General features: G+C 62.9%; 11 protein-coding genes and 1 pseudogene. 2 read left to right on the top strand and 10 right to left on the bottom strand.

Annotation, left to right across the window (positions count from 1 at the left end):
- Positions 1–114: 114 nt before the first annotated feature.
- Entirely contained in the window at positions 115–2,490 is a 2,376-nt protein-coding gene (locus tag B059_RS18680) for an EAL domain-containing protein (RefSeq protein WP_157273619.1), read from the bottom strand.
- Positions 2,491–2,790: 300 nt separating this feature from the next.
- Here B059_RS18680 and B059_RS21625 point away from each other — a divergent pair.
- Positions 2,791–4,191: pseudogene (locus tag B059_RS21625) on the top strand (HAD-IC family P-type ATPase); the annotation flags it as partial.
- A 121-nt stretch (positions 4,192–4,312) separates the two neighbouring features.
- The gene (locus tag B059_RS21620; RefSeq protein WP_018077144.1) at positions 4,313–5,008 is read left to right on the top strand and encodes a cation transporting ATPase C-terminal domain-containing protein; all 696 of its coding nucleotides are present in this window, start codon (positions 4,313–4,315) and stop codon (positions 5,006–5,008) included.
- A gap of 12 nt (positions 5,009–5,020) precedes the next feature.
- Here the strand turns inward: B059_RS21620 and B059_RS0104970 are convergent, their stop codons facing one another.
- The 9 genes from B059_RS0104970 to B059_RS21610 form a co-directional block, all read right to left on the bottom strand.
- The gene (locus tag B059_RS0104970; protein WP_051068484.1) at positions 5,021–6,223 is read right to left on the bottom strand and encodes an NnrS family protein; all 1,203 of its coding nucleotides are present in this window, start codon (positions 6,221–6,223) and stop codon (positions 5,021–5,023) included.
- Between the two features lie 102 nt (positions 6,224–6,325).
- The gene (locus B059_RS0104965; protein WP_018077142.1) at positions 6,326–6,646 is read right to left on the bottom strand and encodes a TusE/DsrC/DsvC family sulfur relay protein; all 321 of its coding nucleotides are present in this window, start codon (positions 6,644–6,646) and stop codon (positions 6,326–6,328) included.
- 58 nt (positions 6,647–6,704) lie between these two features.
- Entirely contained in the window at positions 6,705–8,252 is a 1,548-nt protein-coding gene (locus B059_RS0104960; protein WP_018077141.1) for an NAD(P)/FAD-dependent oxidoreductase, read from the bottom strand.
- Between the two features lie 120 nt (positions 8,253–8,372).
- The gene (gene narI, locus B059_RS0104955) at positions 8,373–9,056 is read right to left on the bottom strand and encodes a respiratory nitrate reductase subunit gamma (protein ID WP_018077140.1); all 684 of its coding nucleotides are present in this window, start codon (positions 9,054–9,056) and stop codon (positions 8,373–8,375) included.
- Positions 9,057–9,074: 18 nt separating this feature from the next.
- Complete coding sequence (gene narJ, locus B059_RS0104950; RefSeq protein ID WP_018077139.1) at positions 9,075–9,740, bottom strand: nitrate reductase molybdenum cofactor assembly chaperone; 666 nt, start codon at positions 9,738–9,740, stop codon at positions 9,075–9,077.
- A gap of 11 nt (positions 9,741–9,751) precedes the next feature.
- Positions 9,752–11,299: a nitrate reductase subunit beta gene (gene narH, locus B059_RS0104945; RefSeq protein WP_018077138.1), complete on the bottom strand. Its 1,548-nt coding sequence runs from the start codon at positions 11,297–11,299 to the stop codon at positions 9,752–9,754.
- A 118-nt stretch (positions 11,300–11,417) separates the two neighbouring features.
- Positions 11,418–15,119 (bottom strand): nitrate reductase subunit alpha, encoded by a 3,702-nt coding sequence (locus B059_RS0104940; RefSeq protein ID WP_018077137.1) that lies wholly within the window; start codon positions 15,117–15,119, stop codon positions 11,418–11,420.
- Between the two features lie 31 nt (positions 15,120–15,150).
- Positions 15,151–16,761, bottom strand: a complete 1,611-nt coding sequence (locus tag B059_RS21615; RefSeq protein ID WP_018077136.1) for an MFS transporter — start codon at positions 16,759–16,761, stop codon at positions 15,151–15,153.
- A 29-nt stretch (positions 16,762–16,790) separates the two neighbouring features.
- Entirely contained in the window at positions 16,791–18,047 is a 1,257-nt protein-coding gene (locus tag B059_RS21610; RefSeq protein ID WP_018077135.1) for an MFS transporter, read from the bottom strand.
- Positions 18,048–18,222 lie beyond the last annotated feature (175 nt).

The following is an 18,222-nucleotide window of genomic DNA, read 5'->3' as shown; positions in this document are numbered from 1 at the left end:
AGGACGCGGTGCGTGCAGGATTTGATTATGCCATTTCGATGCCGCCTGCTCACCGGCGAGCAGGCGCTGGCCCTTGAGCTGCATTGCCGGCCATCGAAATTTTCCTGCGCGACCTCAACCGCTACCGCAAGCAGATGCTGGCAGCGGCCTGACCGCTCCCCCCAGGCGCTCATCCAGCAGAAGGATGAAATCAGCGGTCAGCGGCTCGGGGCGGTGGATTGCGTAGCCCTGGGCATAATCGACGCCCATGCCGAGCAGCAATTCAGCCGTGGCGGCGTCCTCCACATATTCGGCGACGGTACGCAGCCCCATGACATGGCCGATGTTGTTGATCGCCTCCACCATGGCGCGGTCGGTGGCGTCTTCGCGCATGTTGCGTACAAACGCGCCGTCGATCTTGAGGTAATCCACATCCAGCTGCCGCAGGTAGCCGAAAGAGGACATGCCGCTGCCGAAATCATCGAGCGAGAAATGGCAGCCCAGCTCGCGCAGGGTCTGGATGAACTCGGCGGCCGCGCGCAGATTGGCCACTGCGGCGGTCTCGGTGATCTCGAAGCAGACATGCTGCGGCGGCACTCCGGTCTGCTCGAACTGCGCCAGGATGTAGGGCAGCATGGCCTTGTCGCCCAGCGATTGGCCGGACAGATTGATGGCGCAGCTGGGATCCATGGAAGTCGTCTGGCGCCGGGACAGTCTCGCCAGTACGTTGCGAATGACCCAGCGATCCAGGGCGGGCATCATGCCGTAACGCTCGGCGGCGGGGATGAAGGACATCGGCGGCACCAGCTGGCCCGCCTCGCCCACCATGCGCACCAATATTTCCAGATGCGGCTTTTGCCCGGAGTACGCGTCGAGGGGCATGATCTTTTGCGCATACAGCAGCAGGCGGTCTTCCTGGATGGCTTGCGAGAGCTGCTGGGACCAGCTCATTTCACCGGTGCGCTGCGTGGTTTCCCTGTCGTCCGGCCGGAATATGTGCACCTGGTTGCGCCCCTTGTCCTTGGCCACATAACAGGCTGCATCCACCGTGCTCAACAATTGCGCGGCAGTGCCGGAATCGGCGGTAATGGGCGCCACGCCGATGCTGACGCCGACGTCGAAGGGCTTGTTTTCCCACATGAAGCGGAATTGGGCGACGGTGCTTCTGAGCATTTCCGCCATTTCGGCCGCCTTGTCCAGCGGACAGTTTTCCAGCAGCAAGCCGAATTCGTCGCCGCCCAGTCGGCCCAGGCTGTCGCTGCTGCGCATTTTTTCATCGAGCCTGGCGGTCAACTGGCGCAGCAGTTCATCTCCTGCGACGTGTCCGCAGGTGTCGTTCACGACCTTGAATTGATCCAGGTCCAGGTACAGCAGCGCATGTTCGCGCCACAGCGTGCGGGCATCCTGCAGCAACCATTCCAGCCTGCGCTCGAACTCGGCCCGGTTGATGAGCCGGGTCAGGGCATCATGGCTGGCTGCCCAGCTCAGCTGGCGTGAAAGCTCGCGGGAACGGGTGACGTCGCGCAGTACCAGGGTCGCGCCTCTGATCCGGCCATCGGGGGAGTGAATCGGGCTGGCCGTCAGCTCTACGGCATGGCGCTGTCCGTTCCTTGCCGTGAGTTGGCTGGAATCGCCGCACGATTCGACCCAGGCTCCGATCCGCAGGGGGTCCAGGGCGGTTTCCGCAGCGTCCTCGCCATCCTCGGCGCTCAGGTGCAGAACGTCCGCCAAAGCCTTGCCCTGCGCATCGTCATCCGTCCAGCCGGTCATGCGCTCGGCGACCGGATTGAGGAAATTCACCATGCCGTGCTCATCGGTGCTGATCACCGCATCGCCGATGGAACTGAGGGTGATTTGAGCGCGTTCCTTCTCCTGGTGGAGCTCGGTTTCGATCACGGAGGCCCTGCGGATCACATAGAAAGCGACCAGGCTGCCCACCAGAAGGGTGAGCAATCCGAACACCAGCATCAGGCGGAGGGCGTCCTGGAAGGCGCGCTTGGCCTTGTCTTCCGCGACCCGGGTGGCCATTTGCTGGAATTCGAGCATCAGAGTCAGCTGCGCCATGACCTGGTTCTGCACCGACACGACCTGGTGATAGAGCAGATGCTGCGCCGCTTCCAGCCTGCCTTCGTCCAGCAAGTCCAGGACGGCATTCTGCGCACGCTCTCCCTGTCTTGCCAGGCGCAGGGAACTGTCCAGATAACCCCGTTCCTGCGGACCCAATCCGCTCGCCACGAGGTCGAAGCGGGACTGGATGAAGGTGCCCGCATGCCCGCTGAAACGCTGCCGGAGCTCGTCCCGGTCGAAAGGATCGGCGGTATGCACCATGTGATACAGGATCATGGCCCGCTCGCGCGCGGCATGGCGCATTTCCCAGACCAGCGCCATCTTGGCATTGTGCGTCCTGACGATCGCTTCCAGGTTTTCATTCATGACGCTCATGCGGCTCAACCCCGCCACCATGAGCGCCACCATCAGCCCCAGCATCAAGGCGAAACCAGAAAAGCTCAAATTCCTTGTCGATCGCACCCGGCCGCTTCCCCAATCCCTTTCCCTATATATAGTAACGGCCTGCCGCAGCGAAAAAACAGGAGCAGAGCCAAGGAAAATATGATTTTCCCACGCATCCAGCGTATTTCCGGGGCCTTTTCTCGTTCAACCCCCGGCTTGGCGCAGCTTTTAGTGCCAGGGACAGCCTGCTGGCGCCGGATTGCCGAGCCTGCCGGCCGTTCTGATAAAAACCACCCACACGCTCGTTCATATTGAAGATGGAGATGCACGCATCTCCATGCACCCGAAGGATTCATACGGATGATCGACTACTCGACCGCCTCGCCATCGCCTGCGCCTATGGAACATTGGCACACTCTCTCTGGAGAGGCGGTCCAGCAACGGTGGCAGACAGGGCCGGACGGCCTCGGCGAAACCGAGGCCCGGCGCCGTCTCGAGCAGTACGGAGCGAATCGGCTGGCAGCGCCGAAACGCCGCGGCGCGCTGCTGCGCCTGCTGATGCAGTTCCACAATATCCTGCTCTACGTGATGCTGGGTGCCGCAGTGATTACGGCTTTTCTCGGCCACTGGATCGATACCGGCGTGCTGTTCGCCGCGGTGGTGATCAACGCGCTCATCGGCTTTTTCCAGGAAGGCAAGGCCGAAGCTGCGCTGGATGTCATACGCGCCATGCTTTCGCCGCATGCCACTGTGATCCGCGACGGCAGCCGACGCGAGATCGATGCCGCCGGGCTGGTGCCGGGCGATCTTGTCCTGCTCACCTCCGGCGATCGCGTTCCGGCGGATTTGCGCCTGATCTCGGTAAAGGAACTGCGCGTCGAGGAAGCCGCCTTGACCGGGGAATCTCTGCCATCCGAAAAGACGGATGCGGCGGTCGCGGTCGACGCGCCGCTGGGCGACCGCTGCGGCATGGCCTATTCGGGCACGCTCGCCGTCCATGGCCAGGCCAGCGGCATTGTCGTCGCCACCGGCAGCGCCACCGAACTGGGCAAGATCAACCGCATGCTCGCCGGCATCCAGAGCCTGACCACGCCGCCGCTGCGCCAGATCGACCGTTTCGGCCGCATCCTGGCGCTGGCGATTCTGGCCATGGCCGCCGCGACCTTCCTGCTCGGTACGCTGTTGCGCGATCATGCCGCCGCAGAAATGTTCATGATGGTCGTGGCCCTGGCGGCTTCGGCCATTCCGGAGGGGCTGCCGGCGATCATGACGGTCACGCTCGCCCTCGGGATCCAGCGCATGGCGCGGCGCAATGCAATCATCCGGCGCCAGCCGGCCGTCGAGACCCTGGGTTCGGTCACGGTGATCTGTTCCGACAAGACCGGCACCCTGACGCGCAACGAAATGACCGTTCAACGCGTGGTCTGCGCCGACCACGTGTTCGCCGTTGGCGGCATCGGTTATGCGCCAGTCGGCGATTTCAGCATCGACGGGCACATCATCGACACCGTGCGTTATCCTGCCCTGACCCTGGCGGTCCGTGCCAGCGTGCTGTGCAACGATGCCCGCCTGCGCCAGGAAGAGGGATTGTGGTGGATAGAAGGCGATCCCACCGAGGGCGCTTTGCTCGTTCTCGGCGACAAGGCTGGTTTCACCCAGCATGCCGGCGATGCGGCCTATCTCGCCTTCGTCGGCATCATCGACCCGCCGCGCGAGGAGGCGATCCGTGCCGTGGGCGAATGCCATCGCGCCGGCATCCGCATCAAGATGATCACCGGCGATCACCTCGAAATGGCGCGTGCCATCGGTGCGCAGCTAGCTTGCCATCGGCATCGGCAAGCCGGCCGTCACCGGCGCCGAGGTCGCGACGATAGACGATGCGGTGCTGCGCCGCGTGGTGATGGAGGTGGACGTCTTCGCTCGCGCCAGCCCGGAACACAAGCTGCGCCTGGTCGAGGCCTTGCAGACCGACGGCCAGGTGGTGGTGATTGCCGCAATCCTGTTCGAACTCACGCTGCCGCTTACGCCCGCCCAGGTTTTATGGATCAACATGGTCACGTCGAGTACGCTCGGGCTGGCGCTCGCCTTCGAGCCCGCCGAACGCGACATGATGTCGCGCCGTCCCCGGCCGCCGGGCGGAAGCCCTGTTGTCGGGCTTTTCTTCGTCTGGCGGGTGCTGATGGTCTCCGTCCTGATGATGACCGGCGCGCTCGGCCTTTTCCTGTGGGAGCTGCAGATCGGCACCAGCATCGAAACCGCGCGCACGATGGCGGTCAATGCCGTCGTGGCTGCCGAGATGTTCTACCTGATCAACAGCCGTTCCCTCTTTGCCTCGGTCCTCAATCAGGCCGGGCTGACCGGAAACCGCTATGTCCTGCTGGCCATCGCCGCCTGCATTCCCCTGCAGCTGGCATTCACCTATCTTCCAGCGATGCAGGCGGTGTTCGGCTCGGCCGGCCTGTCGGTACTCGAATGGCTCAAGGTCGCTGGCGCCGGGCTGCTGGTGTTCGGCGTGGCGGAACTGGAAAAACTGTTCATCCGGCGCATGGGACTCGTGGCGCGCCTGGCCCGCGCCTGAGGCGCGGGCGGCTCAGCCCCGCTTGCCGTCGACCCGCGGACGCAGCAGCATGGGGGCGTATACCGCCACGAACACGCCGAATGCCGCCATCCACACCAGTCCGGCAGCGGCCATTCCGTGCGCATAGGCCGCGGGAAACAACAGTGGCAGCAGTACCCGGATCAGCGCCGCGAGATTGACTGCCACGAAAGCCAGCGTCATCACCGGAGCAGGCTCCAGCAGACGACCGGTGTGACCGAGCGACACCCGGGCCATCATGCCCAGCGTCAGCACGCCGATGCCGCCAGCGGTGAACGCGTGCAGCGCGCTGACCGCCGCTGCGCTCATTCCCGCCGCCGACAGCGCAAGCAGTGCGAAGCCGAGCGCGATCCAGGCATACCCCAGATGCAGGATCCACAGCAGCGGCACCGCCCAGAACTTGCGCGTGTACCAGCCTGCCAGCCGGATGGCGTGGGCCACCGCCGCGATGGCGGCGAGCAGCGCAGTGACCAGCGAGACGGGGGCGATCAGGGCGGCGAGTAGCGCGCCGAGGGTGGCGGCCGGCAACAGCCGTTCGATGAGGTTCCAGCGGCGGGCACGGGTACCCAGCTTGTTGTCGGTGAAGCTGGGAATCACCCGCCCCCCCATCACAACCATGATCATCACCACCGCATAGGTCGCCAGATACAGGCCAAGGCTGGCACTGGCGCGGGTCCAGCCGAGCGCTTCCAGATGCACCAGCGCGTTGGCCGCCGTCAGCGCCAGCAGCAAAACCGGGAAAGGATAGTTGTGCAGCTGCTTTGCCTTGTGGATGGGCAGTGCGAGCGCAAGCGCCAGCAGTGGCAGGAACGACAGGTCGACGGCCGCGACCAGTCCCGGTGGCAGGCCGGGAACCAGGAATCCTGCCCGTCCCGCCAACCACAGCAGGAACAGTGCGGCCAGCGGCCAGCCCGACGGCATGGGAAGACCGGTCCAGTTCTGTGCCGCCGTGAGTAAAAATCCCGCGATCACCGCCACGGCGAAACCGAACAGCATTTCATGGCCGTGCCAGATGGAAGGGCGCCATGCACCGAGGTCGATGCCTCCTTGCAGCACGACCAGCCAGAGTCCCATCAGCAGTACGGCATAGATGCCTGCCGCCAGAAAAAACGGCCGGAAACCGAGGGCAAATAGCACATGGCCGGCGACAGGCGAAGGCTTGCGCGTAGTTTCAATACGGGGCGGGGAAGGGCTCATTACGTTTGGCTGAAAAATAGAAAAGGGCCGGGCATGCCCGGCCCGGGAAGTATAGGCCGATCAGGCCCATGCCAGGCCGGCATGGGCAAGCACGGGCTGCGCTCAGCCCGTGCTCCAGGCACGCGGGCGCCGCATGCCGGCAATTTTGCAGGCCTGCTTCACGTAGCCGTACGGGAACAGTTCGAACAGTTTTTTCTGGGCATCCCTTCCCATACGCTCGGCCAGATGCTTGATGACGAAACGGGCATCCGCTGCAATCTGGTGTTCGTCGTAATACTCGCGCATGAAGCGGATGGCATCCCAATGGTCGTCGTTGAGCTGGATATTTTCGTCCTCCGCCAGAGCCCGCGCCACATCCTCGTTCCAGTCGCCGGGTTCAATCAGATATCCTTCCGCATCGCGTTCGGGCAATTCGATAGCCATCTTCCGGTTCTCCTTTCTGCTTCAGTTAAAGAAGCATCCATGATACATCTTTATCGTATCAAGTTCCGCCACCGTGGAACTCGACCCCAGGTTGGCGTTCCGGCAACTCCTCCACCAGCAGTTCGCGCCGGCTGTGCGCCAGCGCGTCGACGCCGGCCTCGTTCAGATACGACTTGGCATCGGTTAGTGCTGCCGCCAGCAATTCGGCCGCCAGCGCGCCGGGATCGCGCCCTACGGATTTGGCCAGCGCCCGCAGTTCGAAGCAGGGATCCTGCGCCAGGCGGATTTCCAGCGGCTTTCCGCCGCCGGTCTGCAGCGAAGGTGTCGGCTCGCTGCTTTGTCCGGCCTGCAGCCGGCTCACCACCTCGGCAATCCGGGATGCGACCGAAGGCGCCGGCCCGGCCGGCTTGAGCCGGATCTTGTTGACGAAATACTTCTCGAAGTCGACCTTGGCCTGGTGCACCCAGCGTCCCTGGCGCATCCAGTTGATGTCGCGCAAGGGCACCTGCGGCTCCGACAGATAAGTCGCGCCGGTGCTGCCCATGTCGCTCAGCCACTTGGCGCGCTGCGGCACATGGCTCACCAGCGCTTCGTCGCGGATGAGGGCGAGGAGGTTCTGCACTGCGATCTCGCTGGCCTTCTGGATCGCATACACCGAGTCCGGCGCACCGACCGCGACGGGCGTCTTTCCCGCCGGCGGCTGCGCCACGCAGGCGCCGACGGCGAATACGTTGGGATAGTCCGGGTTACGCAGGTATTCGTCCACCACCACCAGCCCGCGCTCGTTTACCAGCCCGCGCGCATTGCGCACCCCCGGCACGCCGCCGAAGGCGGGCCAGTACACTGAATAGGCATAGGGCAGGGCATGCGTTTGCTTTTCGTTGCCGGCAGCGTCGAGCTCCACCACGTGAATCGTATCCTTGTCGACGCGCACGGTACGCGCGTTGCAGATCACGCTGATGCGGGTATCGACCAGCGCCGCGGTCACTGCGCCGCGACTGCCGCCTTCGTCACCCACGCCGAGATGGCCTGGCCAGGGTTCGGGCGTCACCAGGGTGATCGACACCCGCTCTCTGATGTTGCGGCGCTTGAGATCGGCGTCGACCAGGAAGGCATATTCGTAGATCGGTCCCAGCACACTCGCTCCCTCGGCCGCCCCCACCACGATGGGGCCGGGGTGGCGGACGAACTCGCGGTAGGCCGCCAGGGCGCGCTCGGCCTGATCGATGTGGATCACCGACTGGGTGTGCTCGGCGAGGCCGGGGATAGCGTCGGACATGCCGGTCACACCGGTGGCGATCAGCAGATAGTCGTAAAACAGCACATCGCCGTTTTCCAGGTCGACCTGGATGACGTCGGGCTGGATGCGCTTGACCCCGCTGTGGATGAACTTGATGCCGCGCGCCTCGAAATAGGGCGCGATGGGGAAGGCGATGTCGGAACGTTCGCGCCAGCCCATGGCGATCCATGGATTGGACGGCACGAAATGGAAGTACGGCTTGTCGGATACCACGGTCACTTCGTCGTGAGGCCCCAGCTGCGCTTTCAATGCGTAGGCCGCAGACACGCCCGCGATGCCGGCACCCAGGATGACAACATGCGTCATTTCAGTCTCCTAATCGGTTTGGGCGCGCGAAGCACCACGTTTGTTTGCCCCTTCATGCCCTTTGGGGTGCTCTCCCGCTTGCGGGAGAGGGTTGGGGAGGGGGAATTCGAGACAGCGCCATCAGCCCCGCGGTCGTACAAGCTGCCAGGCACGGGCTGCGTAAGTCGTTGCGGCAAAGCCGCTCCAGACGTGCACCAGACGCGTAAACGGAAAGACGAGGAAAATCGTCATGCCGAGGAACAAGTGCGTCTTGAATACCCAGCCTGCGCCTGCCAGCATCTCGACCGCACCGCTGCGGAAGGTGACGATGTGCTGGGCCCATTCGGCCAGCCGGATCATCATGCTGCCGTCCAGATGCTGCGCCGACAGCGGAATGGTCGCCAGGCCGAGCGCAAGCTGCAGCCACAGCAGCAGCAGGATCAGGATGTCGCTGGGTTTGGAGGTGGCACGGATGCGCGGCTCGGTCAGCCGGCGGTGCAGTAGCAGGGAAACGCCGATGAATGCCAGCACCCCGGCGGTGCCGCCCGAGACCATCGCCAGGATCTGCTTGGCGCCGGAGCTGATGAAGGGCTCGTAGAGGAAGTGCGGCGTCAGCATGCCGAAGAAGTGGCCGAAGAACAGGAACAGCACGCCGATGTGGAACAGGTTGCTGCCCAGCCGCAGCTGGCCACGCTTCAGCAACTGCGACGAATCGCTTTTCCAGGTGTATTGCTCACGGTCGAAGCGGATCAGGCTGCCGAGCAGGAATATCGCCAGAGCGATGTAGGGATAGATCCCGAACAGGAAATATTGCGAGTAGGACATTTTCCGATCCTCCAGAAGTTAATGCGTGGGTGCGGCGGCCTGCCGGCGCGACACCGGCATCTGCATCACCGCGACCTGCGGGCCGGGATTCATCAAAGGCTCGACGCCATCCGCCGACGGACCGAACATCTCCATCGCCTCGTCCATATCGCGCACCGGCGGTTCGACCAGCTCCTGTGCCGTCACCGGTGACAAGGCTTCCAGCAGCTGAAAGGCGGTGGCATAGGGGCTGCCGTTGGCGTCGAGCTTGCGGCCGATGGCGGCGAGCACGTGCACGGCGTCGCCCAGCAGTTCGAGGGCTTCCCTGGCAGGCAGCAGCGAGAGAAACTCCAGGAACAAGGGCACGTAGTCCGGCAACTCGGAGGCACTGGCATCGAAGTCGTATTTCCAGTATTCCTCCAGCAGGTCGATCATCGCCGAGCCGCGGTCACGCGATTCGCCGTGGATGTGCTCGAACAGATGCAGCGAATGCGAAGGGTTGCGATCGAAGGTGGCAACGTAGTTTTCCTGCAGCGCGATCAATTCCGACTCATTCAGCAGGTCGAACAGCGGTGCCAGGCGGGTGGCAGCATTGCCGTTGACCCCGGCTTCGTCCACCAGTGCGGCATGCATCTCGGGCAGGGCCGACAGCCAGTCGGATTCCGGATACATCAGCAGTATTGAAACGATTTTGAAGGTTTTCATCGTGGGGCTCCTTAACCGGTTTTCTTCTTGGCATGCAGCTGCGACAGATCGACCGGCACCGAATTTTTCCGGTTGCCAAACAGCGTGGTCTTGGGGGATACCCCATCCGAGCAGCCATTGCCAAAGGTGAAACCGCAACTCGATTTTTCCTCGAAGGTATTGATCGTTTCCTCGCGGTGGGTTGTGGGGATGACGAAACGGTCCTCGTAGTTGGCGATCGCGAGATAACGGTACATCTCGTCGGCCTGCGCGGAGCTTAGTCCCACCTGGTCGAGCGCGGCGGTATTGGGCTTGCCCTCCACCGACTTGCCGCGCATGTAGGCGCGCATGGCCAGCAGGCGGTCGAGCGCGGTGATCACCGGCTTTTCCTTGCCGCCGGTGAGCAGGTTGGCAAGATAGGTGATCGGGATGCGCAGCGATTTGGTGTCGGGGATGATGCCGTTCATGCCCATCTGGCCGGACTCGGCCGCGGCCTGGATCGGGGAGAGCGGCGGCACGTACCACACCATCGGCAGGGTGCGGTATTCCGGATGCAGCGGGAAGGCGATCTTCCAGTCGATCGCCATCTTGTACACCGGCGACTTCACCGCGGCGTCGAGCCAGGCTTCGGGAATGCCTTCGGCGCGCGCGGCGGCGATGACCTCAGGGTCGCTGGGGTCGAGGAATATCTTCAGCTGCGCTTCGTAGAGTTCCTTCTCGTCGGTGACGCTGGCGGCCTCCTCGATGCGGTCGGCGTCATACAGGATCACGCCGAGGTAGCGGATGCGGCCGACGCAGGATTCCGAGCACACGGTCGGCTGGCCTGCCTCGATGCGCGGATAGCAGAAGATGCACTTCTCCGCCTTGCCGGACTTCCAGTTGTAGTAGATCTTCTTGTACGGGCAGCCGGAGATGCACATGCGCCAGCCGCGGCACTTGTCCTGGTCGACCAGCACGATGCCGTCCTCCTCGCGCTTGTAGATCGAGCCGGACGGGCAGGAGGCGACGCAGGCCGGGTTGAGGCAATGCTCGCACAGCCGCGGCAGATACATCAGGAAAGTGTTCTCGAAGGTGGCGTGCATTTCCTTCTGCACGTTGTCGAAGTTCTTGTCGCGGCCGCGCGAGGAGAATTCGCCGCCGAGGTCGTCTTCCCAGTTGGGGCCCCAGTGGATCTTGTCCATCTTCTCGCCGGTGATCGCCGAGATCGGACGCGCGGTCGGGGGCGTCTGCGACAGCGGCGCCTTCTGCAGGTGCTGGTAGTCGTAGGTGAACGGCTCGTAATAGTCGTCGATCTCCGGCAGGTTGGGATTGCCGAAGATGTTGGCGAGAATCTTCAGCCGGCTGCCCTGGCGCGGCTCGAGCTTGCCGTCGCCCTTGAGTTTCCAGCCGCCGTTCCATACATCCTGGTTCTCCCACTGCTTGGGATAGCCGATGCCGGGCTTCGATTCGACGTTGTTGAACCACACGTATTCCATGCCTTCGCGCGAGGTCCACACGTTCTTGCAGGTGATCGAGCAGGTATGGCAGCCGATGCATTTGTCCAGATTCAGCACCATGGCAATTTGGGCACGCACTTTCATGTTGTAACTCCTTGCCTGACAGGGGCGGCATGCCCCTGTGCGTTGTAAAAACCCCGCGCCGGAGAGAGGCGGCGCGGGCGAGGGGGGTGGGAGACACCCGCCCTCTAAACCGTATGCCTTAGCGCTCGACCAGCGGGCCTTCCATCCAGTCGACCTTCTTCATCTTGCGCACGATCACGTATTCGTCGCGGTTGGAACCCACCGTGCCGTAGTAGTTGAAGCCGTAGGCCAGCTGCGCGTAGCCGCCGATCATGTGGGTGGGCTTGGTGATGGTGCGCGTCACCGAGTTGTGGATGCCGCCGCGGAAACCGCTGGTCTCGGCCCCGGGCACGTTGATGATCTTTTCCTGCGCGTGATACATCAGGCACATGCCCTTCGGCACGCGCTGGCTGACCACGACGCGCGCGGTGAGCGTGCCGTTGACGTTGAACACCTCGACCCAGTCGTTGTCGACCAGCCCGGCCTGCTTCGCCTCCGGCTCCGACACCCAAACGTGAGGGCCGCCGCGCGACAAGGTCAGCATGCGCAGGTTGTCGGTGTAGGTGCTGTGGATGCCCCATTTCTGGTGCGGAGTGATCCAGTTGAGCACCAGTTCGTGGTGGCCGTTCGGTTTCTTGCCCAAGAGCGGCGCGATGGTCTTGGTGTCGACCGGCGGCTTGTACACGCACAGGCCCTCACCGAAATCCAGCATCCACTGGTGATCCTGGTAGAACTGTTGGCGGCCGCTGAGGGTACGCCAGGGAATCAGCTCATGGACGTTGGTATAGCCGGCGTTGTACGACACGTGCTCCGACTCCAGCCCCGACCAGGTCGGCGAGGAAATGATCTTCCGTGGCTGCACCTGGATATCGCGGAAGCGGATCTTGTCGTCCTCGCGCGGGAGGGCCAGATGCGTGTGGTCGCGGCCGGTGATCTTCGACAGCGCTTCCCAGGCCTTCACCGCCACCTGGCCATTGGTTTCCGGCGCCAGCATCAGCACCACTTCACAGGCATCGATGGCCGATTCGATCTTCGGCAGCCCTTTGGCGACCCCCTCTTCGGTGACGGTGTAGTTCAGCTCGGCCAGTTGCTGCACCTCGTCCTCGGTGTTCCAGGCAATGCCCTTGCCGCCGTTGCCGATCTTGGTCATCAAGGGGCCCAACGCGGTGAACTTGCGGTAGGTGTCGCCGTAGTCGCGCGTCACCACCGTCATGCTCGGCATGGTCTTGCCGGGTATGAGGTCGATTTCGCCCTTCTTCCAGTCACGCACCGCCATGCTCTGGCCCAGCTCGGACGGTGTGTCGTGCATCAGCGGCGTCAGGACGAGGTCTTTCTGGGTGCCCAGATGGGTCGCCGCGAGTTCGGAGAACTTCTTCGCGATGGTCTTGTAGATCTCCCAGTCCGACTTCGATTCCCACAGCGGTTGCACCGCCTCGCTCAAGGGGTGGATGAAGGGGTGCATGTCCGAGGTGTTGAGGTCGTCCTTCTCGTACCAGGTGGCCGACGGCAGCACGATGTCGGAATACAGGCAGGTGGTCGACATGCGGAAGTCGAGCGTCACCAGCAGGTCGAGCTTGCCCTCGGCGCCCTTGTCGTGCCATACCACTTCCTTCGGCTTGGCTTCGCCGAGTTCACCGAGGTCCGGCCCCATCACCGCGTTCTGCGTGCCCAGCAGGTACTTGAGGAAATACTCGTGACCCTTGCCCGAGGAGCCCAGCAGGTTGGAGCGCCAGACGAACAGGTTGCGCGGGAAGTTCTTCGGATTGTCAGGGTCATCGCAGGCAAACTTGAGCGCGCCGTTCTTGATCTGTTCGACCGCATACTTGACCGGGTCGATGCCGGCAGCGTCGGCAGCTTTGGTGACTTCCAGCGGATTGGTTTCCAGCTGTGGCGCGGACGGCAGCCAGCCCATGCGCTCGGCGCGCACGTTGAAATCGATCAGCCGGTAGTCGCCGTTTTCCTTGTCGGCGGTGGGCGACAGGATTTCCGCTGCCGCCAGCTTCTCGTGGCGCCACTGGCTGGTGTGCGCGTAGAAGAAGGAGGTGGAATTCATCTGCCGCGATGGCCGGTGCCAGTCGAGGCCGAACGCCAGCGGCGCCCAGCCGGTCTGCGGGCGCAGCTTTTCCTGGCCGACGTAGTGCGCCCAGCCGCCACCCGACTGACCGATGCAGCCGCACATCATGAGCAGGTTCATGATGCCGCGGTAGATCATGTCGTTGTGGTACCAGTGGTTGAGCGCCGCGCCGAGGATGACCATCGACTTGCCGCGGGTCTTGTCGGCGTTGTCGGCGAATTCGCGCGCCACCGTGACGATGTCGGCGCGCGGCACGCCGCAATGCTTCTCCGCCCAGGCCGGGGTGTAGGGAACTTCATCGTTGTAGCTGGTGGGAATGTTCGGCCCACCCAGTCCGCGGTCGACGCCGTAGTTGGCGAGCGTCAGGTCGTAGACGGTGGCGATGCGTACGTCCTGGCCGCCGATGCTGATCACCTTGACCGGCAGGTTACGGCTGAGCAGGGCATTGTGGTCGTCGCCACCGAAGTAGGGCAGCGCCACCTCGACGACTTCGTCGTGGCTGCCCAGTAGCGTCAGTTGCGGCTTCACGTCCTTGTTCGAATAGCCGTCGCGCATTTCGAGGTTCCACGCACCGGACTGGCCCCAGCGGAACCCGATCGAGCCATTGGGCGCCACCAGGTAGCCGGTGTTCTCGTCGACCACCACCGTCTTCCACTCGGGGTTGTTGTCCTGGCCGAGATTGCCGGAAAGGTCGGAGGCACGCAGGTAACGATCGGCGATCAGCTTGCCCTCGTGTTCCTTCAGCATCACCAGCATCGGCATATCGTTGTACTGGCGGCAATAGGAATCGAAATACTCGCTGCGGTTCTTGACGTGGAATTCACTGAGGATGACGTGGCCCATCGCCAGCGCCAGCGCGGCGTCGGTGCCCTGCCTGGGGGCCAGCCAGATGTCGCCGAACTTCACCATCTCGCCGAAATCGGACGACACCGCCACGGTCTTGGTGCCCTTGTAGCGCACCTCGGTGTAGAAGTGGGCGTCGGGCGTGCGCGTCTGCGGCACGTTGGAGCCCCACACCATCAGGTAGGTCGAGTTGTACCAGTCGGCCGATTCCGGCACGTCGGTCTGCTCGCCCCACACCTGCGGGGACGACGGCGGCAGGTCGCAATACCAGTCGTAGAAGGAGCCACAGACACCGCCGATCAGCGACATGTAGCGCGACCCGGCCGCATAGCTCACCATCGACATGGCGGGGATCGGCGAGAAGCCGTAGATGCGGTCGGGGCCGTAGTCCTTGATGGTGTAGACGTTGGCGGCGGCGATCATTTCCGTCACCTCGTCCCACTTGGCGCGCACGAAACCGCCCTGGCCGCGGATCGATTTGTAGCGCTTGGCTTTCTCGGGATTCTGGCTGATCGACTTCCAGGCTTCCACCGGCCCCATCGTTTTCCTCGCCTCGCGCCACATGTCCATCAGACGGCCGCGGATCAGCGGGTATTTCACGCGCTGCGCCGAGTACACGTACCAAGAGTAGCTGGCGCCGCGCGGGCAGCCGCGCGGCTCATGGTTGGGCAGATCGGGGCGGGTGCGCGGGTAATCGGTCTGCTGGATTTCCCAGGTGATCAGCCCGTTCTTGACGAAAATCCTCCAGCTGCACGACCCGGTGCAGTTCACCCCGTGGGTGGAGCGCACCACCTTGTCGCTCTGCCAGCGGCTGCGGTAGGCATTCTCCCAGCTGCGGTCTTCATTGCTGACGGCACCGTGGCCGTTGGAAAATTCGGCGACGGTCTTCTTGAAGAACGTCAATCTGTCGAGGAAGTGGCTCATTGCATTGCTCCTTGCAGGTTTTGATCGGTGCTCATGGGTTCTTGATGTAGGCGTTCTTACGCAGGTAGAACCACCAGTTCAACACCAGGCACACGGCGTAGAAGATGGCAAATCCGTACATGGCGTTTTCCGGGGTGCCCGCCTTGATCTGCTCGCCGATCACCACCGGCGCGATGAAGGAGCCGTAGGCGGCGACCGCCGAAGTCCAGCCGAGCACCGGGCCGGCCTGCACGCGGTCGAAAATCACCCCGACGGTACGGAAGGTGGAACCATTGCCGAGTCCGGTGGCCGCGAACAGCACGACAAAGGTGATGAGGAACTGCGTGAAATACACCTCGGGCGTGGCGGAATGGAATGCCTGCATCATGATGTAGCCGGCGTAAGCCGATGCCGCGACCATGACCGCCGAAATGACCTGAGTGACGATGGAGCCGCCCATCTTGTCGGATATCCAGCCGCCCACCGGACGGATCAGCGCGCCGACGAAGGGGCCGATCCAGGCATAGGTCAGCGCAGACGGCGCATTGGGATTTTTCGCATGCACCCAGGTATTGCTGGCGGCATCGAGGGTGTGGGTATCGCCGAAGATCACCGTGATCGATAGCGGCAAAGCCATGGAAAACCCGATGAAGGAGCCGAAGGTGACCAGATACAGCGCTGTCATCGACCAGGTGTGCCTGTTCTTGAAGATGGCGAACTGCTTGCTGATGTTCTCCTTCATCGGGCCGAAGGCAGCGAGCTTCAGGATCAGCAGCGTGGCGATGATGATGAGCGGCATCGCCACCCACATGTTGAGCAGACCGAGGCCGGTGGGCGCCGGCAGGTAGAGATAGAGGCCGCCGATGGCCGGAATGAAGGCCAGGGTATAGAGCCAGGTCACCTTGATGAAGGCGGACAGGGTATGACCTGCATCCGGCGAGACCGGCAGCAGATTGTTCATGCCGAACCAGGCGATGACGCCCAGCGGCACCAGCGACAAAATCCAGGTGAAGCCGGCGTTCTGGATGAAGGTCTCGGTGCCGGCGGTGATCTTGCCGAGGATCCAGCCGCTGTCCTTCACCAGCGTCATCGAGTCGCCGCCGAGCGCGCCGAAGACGCTCACCGTCATCACCAGCGGAATGAGGATCTGCATGGTGGTGACGCCAAAGTTGCCAAGGCCCGCGTTGATTCCCAGCGCGGTGCCCTGCAGCCGCTTGGGGAAGAACGGACTGATATTGGACATCGAACTGGCGAAGTTGCCGCCGCCGACGCCCGACCACAGCGCCATCAGCTGGAAGCTCCACAGCGGCCAGTCGGGATGCTGCAGGACGATGCCGGTGCCGATTGCCGGCGCCAGCAGCATCGAGGTGGTGAGGAAGATGACGTTGCGCCCGCCCGCCAGCCGGATGAAGAAGGAAGAGGGAATGCGCATCGTCGCCCCGGCCAGCCCGGAAATCGCGGTCAGCGTGAACAGCTCCTCCTTGCTGAAGGGGAAGCCCAGGTTGGACATCTGAACCGTGATGATTCCCCACATCAGCCACACGGCAAAACCGCACAGCAAGGCCGGCACCGAAATCCAGAGATTGCGGTAGGCAATCTTCTTGCCGGTCGATTCCCAGAAACCGGGGTCTTCCGGGTTCCATTCCTTGATGTTGGTGGACATTGAACGCTCCTGGTTGGAAGGCAGAGAAATTATTTGGGGGTGTCGATTGCGGCGGTTTTTCTGATCATCGGCACCTTGCGCACTTCGGTCAGGTACATCCAGATCAGCGACACCCAGGTGACGCCGTACATCAACATGAAGATGCCGCTGTTGACGCCGGTGACATCGACGATGGCACCGAACAGGATAGGCAGGAAGAAACCGCCGAGGCCGCCGATCAGACCGACGATGCCGGAGATGACGCCGATGTTGTGCGGATATTCGTCGGAGATGTACTTGAATACCGAGGCCTTGCCGAAGCCCCAGGCGATCCCGAGGATGAACAGCAGGGAAGTGAATACCCAGACGTTGAGACCGAGGTGCAGCGACATCTCGCCCTTGGTGGTCTGCACCACCATCTCGGTTTGCGGATACGAAAGCAGGAACAGGCATACCCATGACACCCACATCACCCACCAGGTCATCCTGTGCGCGCCGAACTTGTCGGACAGCCAGCCGCCCATCGCACGGATGATGCCGGACGGCAGTACGAAGATGGCGGCCAGCAGCGCCGCGGTCTGCATCCCGAAGCCGTATTCGGTGATGTAGTACTTGGTCATCCACAGGCTCAGCGCGACGTAGCCGCCGAACACGATCGAGTAGTACTGGCACAGCTTCCACACATTGGGGTCCTTGAGTGCGGCGAGCTGCTCCTTGACGGTGATGTGGCTCGACACATGGTGGGTGGTGTCGGTATAAGTGAAGATCCAGAACAGGATGGCCATCGCCAGCATGGCGACGGCATAGACTTGCGGCACCGCCTGCCAGCCGTAGGCCACCAGCAGCGACGGGGCGACGAACTTGGTTACCGCGGCGCCGGCATTCCCGGCGCCGAAAATGCCCATGGCAAAACCCTGGCGCGGCCTGGGAAACCAGCGCGCGACGTAGGAAATGCCGACCGAGAACGCACCGCCAGCCACACCGACGAAGAGACCGAGCACCAGGAAGTGCCAGTACTGGGTGGCGAGGCTGATCAGATAGATCGGGATGACGGTCGAGAGCATCAGCACGAAGAACACGATGCGGCCGCCGATCTTGTCGGTGAGCATGCCGAGTGGCAGACGGATCAGCGAACCGGTGAGTATGGGGGTGGCAGCCAGCAGGCCGAACTGGGTTTCATTGAGGCCGAGATTGGCCTTGATCGGAATGCCGATGATGGAGAACATCACCCACACCGCAAAGCACACGGTGAACGCCAGCGTGCTCAGAGTAAGCACCGAAATCTGCTTGTGCGACTGGATAGACATGGCTGCGTCCTTTCCGGCTATTCAGGATTGATTTATCCGAAATTCTGAACACAGTATATGCACCGCAAAGGAGATGAAAAGAGCTTGTATTCCCGTTTTTCAGCCTGGGGCTACTCCTAAAGGAGTATAGGTGGCAGTTACATAAGCCAATGTTATTTAAACGATTGTTTGGTTT

It is taken from the genome of Thiobacillus denitrificans DSM 12475 (genome assembly GCF_000376425.1).
Taxonomy (GTDB): domain Bacteria; phylum Pseudomonadota; class Gammaproteobacteria; order Burkholderiales; family Thiobacillaceae; genus Thiobacillus; species Thiobacillus denitrificans.
The sequence above is the reverse complement of the archived record's forward strand: the minus strand, read 5'-3'. Positions and strand labels throughout refer to the sequence as shown.